This is a genomic window from Candidatus Thiothrix phosphatis, from assembly GCF_035668035.1.
Lineage (GTDB): Bacteria > Pseudomonadota > Gammaproteobacteria > Thiotrichales > Thiotrichaceae > Thiothrix > Thiothrix phosphatis.
Genome location: NZ_JAYMYJ010000079.1, coordinates 1 through 2529 on the forward strand (window position 1 = coordinate 1; position 2529 = coordinate 2529).

General features: G+C 61.1%; 4 protein-coding genes. 1 reads left to right on the forward strand and 3 read right to left on the reverse strand.

Annotated elements, in window-relative coordinates; translation table 11 throughout:
- Positions 1-631, reverse strand: a 631-nt coding sequence (locus VSS37_RS08070) for an ABC transporter ATP-binding protein (protein ID WP_324694324.1), incomplete at its 3' end; no start/stop codon positions are given.
- A 138-nt stretch (positions 632-769) separates the two neighbouring features.
- Here VSS37_RS08070 and VSS37_RS08075 point away from each other — a divergent pair.
- Positions 770-2038 (forward strand): PEGA domain-containing protein, encoded by a 1269-nt coding sequence (locus VSS37_RS08075; RefSeq protein ID WP_324694325.1) that lies wholly within the window; start codon positions 770-772, stop codon positions 2036-2038.
- Between the two features lie 15 nt (positions 2039-2053).
- On the opposite strand, the gene VSS37_RS08080 is transcribed toward VSS37_RS08075, so the two are convergent.
- Together VSS37_RS08080 and VSS37_RS08085 are read right to left on the reverse strand one after the other, a co-directional pair.
- The gene (locus tag VSS37_RS08080) at positions 2054-2311 is read right to left on the reverse strand and encodes a Txe/YoeB family addiction module toxin (protein ID WP_324694326.1); all 258 of its coding nucleotides are present in this window, start codon (positions 2309-2311) and stop codon (positions 2054-2056) included.
- A partial coding sequence (locus tag VSS37_RS08085) for a type II toxin-antitoxin system Phd/YefM family antitoxin (protein ID WP_324694327.1) occupies positions 2302-2529 on the reverse strand: 228 nt, incomplete at its 5' end. The genes VSS37_RS08080 and VSS37_RS08085, both read right to left, overlap by 10 nt.

Sequence of the window (2529 nt, forward strand, 5' to 3'; positions counted from 1 at the left end):
TCCGCCCTGCCCGTTCCGCCACCGCGCGGCTGTGCGTCACCACCAGCAGGGTCTGGCCAGACTGCGCCGCCAGGTCAAACAGCAGATCCAGCACCCGCGCGCCGGTTTGCGCATCCAGGTTGCCGGTCGGCTCATCCGCCAGCACCAGCGCCGGGCGGTGGATCAGGGCGCGGGCAATCGCCACCCGCTGCTGTTCGCCGCCGGAAAGCTGGTCGGGGAAAGCCCCGCCACGCGCGGACAACTGCACCGCATCCAACCACTGTTGCAGGCGCTGCTGCTGTTCTTGCCGCGCCACCCCCAGCAACTCCAGTGGCAGCAAAATGTTTTCCGCCACCGTCAGGGTCGGGATCAAATTGAACTGCTGGTAGATGAAGCCAATATGCTGGCGGCGGAACAGGGTCAGCTCCGGCTCCTGCAATTGCGTCAGCGTGCGCCCGGCGATGCGGATTTCACCGCTGTCGGGGCGGTCGACACCGCCCAGCAGGTTGAGCAGGGTCGACTTGCCGGAACCGCTGCTGCCGACCAGCGCCGCCCGTTCGCCCGCCTGCAAACCGAGGCAGACATCCGCCAGCACCGGATGCCTCCGCCCCGCCTCCGGGTAGGAATAATGCAAATGTTCCGCCTGTAGCACGCCCAATCCCCATCAATTGAAAAGGCAGATGTATCATGGAAGCCCAACGGAGGTAAAATACCTCTCGCCCCATCAATCCGCATGGGGGGAAGCAGCGTTCTGCTATCCTCAGGCAATCCCATAATCAAGAGAAGCAACATGAGCGGAAAACTGAAATTACTGATCGGCGGCCTGTTACTGGGCGTACTGGTCATCTTCGCCGCCATTGGCGTCAAGAGCACACTTGCCCCGCGCCAGCCGGAACAGGGCGCAGACGCCGCCGCCACCCAGGACTGGGAAAAACCGTCGATCATGCCCAACGCCAACGTGCCCTCGCCTGACGTGATTAAGGATGACAGCGTCTTCACCCGCCCGCTGGACGACAAACCCACCGATGACGACGCCAGCAAGGTGGAGCTGGTCAACGAACCCAAAGCCCCGGATGACGCCGAGCAGGACACAGCAGACGCCGACAAGACCATAACCGGCCTGCCCACCGATGAAATCACCGAGGCGCCGGATACCGCAGCGGACAAACAAACTGACGCCAGCCCGCCAGCGGATGAAGCCAGCGACACGCAGGACAAAGCCGCAACAGATGACGCAGCCAGCGACACACCGGACAAAACCGCTACGGATGACAGCGTGCAGATCGTGGACGAACCTGCCCCGGCGGAACAACCTTCCGCCAACACCGGCAAATTGGAAATTGTCGCCCAGAACGAAAAAGGCAAGGCCGTCAAAGCCAATGTTTACATCCAGAAAGCCAACGGTGCCAACATCGACAAGGCGAATTACACCTCCAAAGCCGCTTTCAACCTTCCCCCCGGCTCGTACAAGGTGACGGTGCGGGCGGAAGGCTACGGCAGCCTCAGCCGCAACATCAAGGTGCCTGCCAACGCCGTGGTGAATGAAATCTTCCCACTACCGAAAGTTGCCGCCGCCCCAGCCACCACGCCTGCCAGCCCGCCAGCCGCGCAGGCTCCAGTCCGCCCGGCCCCATCCGCCGACACTGCTGGTGGCAAACTGCGGCTCGCCGCGCTGTCGGCGGACGATGGCAGCCCGCTCCAGGTCACTTTCACCATCGCCCGGCTGGACGGCTCGGTGGTTGAACAGGTGGACAACGTGGCCCTGACCGAAATCAGCCTGCCCGCGCAGGAATTTGTGGTCAGCTTTGACTACAACGGCTTCCACGGTTACAAATCCCTGACCGTGCGGCCTGGCCAGACCCTGACCCACACGTTCAATATCCGTGGCGTGCACCACCCCCAAGCGCCGGTCATGGGGCAGATGCAGCCGCCGCCCGACATGGGGCAGATACAATCGTCCACGCCGCCATTGCCGATGCCCGCGCAGCAACAGCCCCAGAGCATGGAGGAAATGCTGATCCAGCGCATCCAGCAGGAGCTGGAACGGCAGATGCACTAAATGACAGGGCGTAGCCTATGCGTAATGGTAGCGGCACATGGCAATCAGCAAGTCTTCACCCTCGACTTTGTAAACCAGACGGTGCTCATCATTAATCCTGCGTGACCAATAGCCAGAAAGCCCGTGCCGCAATGGCTCGGGCTTGCCGATGCCATCAAAGGGGTCACGCACAATGGCCTTGACCAGTTCGTTGATGCGTTTGAGAATTTTCCGGTCGGCTTGCTGCCAGTACACATAATCCTCCCATGCTTTGGAAGAAAAGATTATTCGCATTCGGTCAACTCACGCACCTGACCTTCCCCCCTCTCCAGTTCAGCAATGGATTCCAACAGGCGGCTGGCATTGGCCGGGGTACGCAGCAAATAAGCGGTTTCTTCCATCGCCTTGTAATCTTCCAGCGAAATCATCACCACCGCCTGCTCGCGGTTGCGGGTAATAATGATGGGTTCGTGGTCTTCACAGACACGATCCATGGTTTTGGCGAGTTCCGC

Coding starts and splice junctions, on each gene's coding strand:
- VSS37_RS08075 (WP_324694325.1), top strand. CDS start 770: ATGAGCGGAAAACTGAAATTACTGATCGGCGGCCTGTTACTGGGCGTA.
- VSS37_RS08080 (WP_324694326.1), bottom strand. CDS start 2,311: ATGCGAATAATCTTTTCTTCCAAAGCATGGGAGGATTATGTGTACTGG.